Origin of the sequence: Youngiibacter fragilis 232.1, from assembly GCF_000495435.3 — a bacterium.
Lineage (GTDB): Bacteria > Bacillota > Clostridia > Clostridiales > Clostridiaceae > Youngiibacter > Youngiibacter fragilis.
Genome location: NZ_AXUN02000149.1, coordinates 1 through 812, shown reverse-complemented (window position 1 = coordinate 812; position 812 = coordinate 1). Strand labels below are relative to the sequence as shown.

The 812-nt window shown below is 45.3% G+C and carries 2 protein-coding genes; one reads left to right on the top strand and one right to left on the bottom strand.

What is annotated here, in order from left to right; all coding sequences use genetic code 11:
- A partial coding sequence (locus tag T472_RS07605; RefSeq protein ID WP_023863494.1) for an IS256 family transposase occupies nt 1-562 on the top strand: 562 nt, incomplete at its 5' end.
- Here T472_RS07605 and T472_RS07600 read toward each other — a convergent pair.
- Nucleotides 559-812, bottom strand: a 254-nt coding sequence (locus T472_RS07600) for a formate--tetrahydrofolate ligase (RefSeq protein ID WP_040907043.1), incomplete at its 5' end; no start/stop codon positions are given. The two genes, T472_RS07605 and T472_RS07600, sit on opposite strands and share 4 nt — an antisense overlap.

Below are 812 nucleotides of genomic sequence, written 5' to 3'. Positions count from 1 at the left end.
TAGAGGTTTAAGAGGTGTGGATTTAGTGGTATCTGACGACCACAAGGGATTAGTAAAGGCTTTGAGGAGAAATTTTCAGGGGTCAAGCTGGCAGAGGTGTCAAACTCATTTTATACGGAACATACTATCTGCTTCACCTAAGGGTCTTCAGGGGGAGCTCAAGACTCGGATACAGGCTATTTTGCATGCTCCGGATATGGGGACAGCCAGGTTGTTGTTGATGAGGGTTTTAGAGGAATACGAAGAAAAAGCTCCTAAGGCGATGAGGATTTTGGAAGAGGGATTTGACGATGCTGTGGCGATATTGTCTTTGCCGGAGAAGTATCGTAAGCGTCTGAGGACGACAAACAGTGTGGAGAGATTGAATGAGGAGATAAGGCGTAGGGAGAGGGTTATACGGATATTTCCAAGCAGGGAATCGGCAGTAAGGTTGCTTGGCGCAGTTCTTCTTGAGATAGACAACAAGTGGGCTGGTGGAAGGAAGTACCTTGATATGGATGAGTACTATGAATATCTTTCACAACAGCAATCTAGATCAAGCCCTAAAATCTATTGCCTTTAATAAAAAATAAGAAAATGCATAAGACCATTACCAGAGACCAAAACAAATTTACACAAAATATAGGACTTGACCGAAATTGACATCTGAGTCTTGGCCATGCAGACCGGCAGGTTACCATAGCCATTTGCCTCTAGCTCCTTCAATGTGCTTTCTGCAGCAGGCGTGTAATCAACGCCGTCAGCACCGTATACTTCCCTGGCTATGGTCTCTATCTTCTCCCTGAGTGGCAGCTCCAGTTCGTATAGGGGGC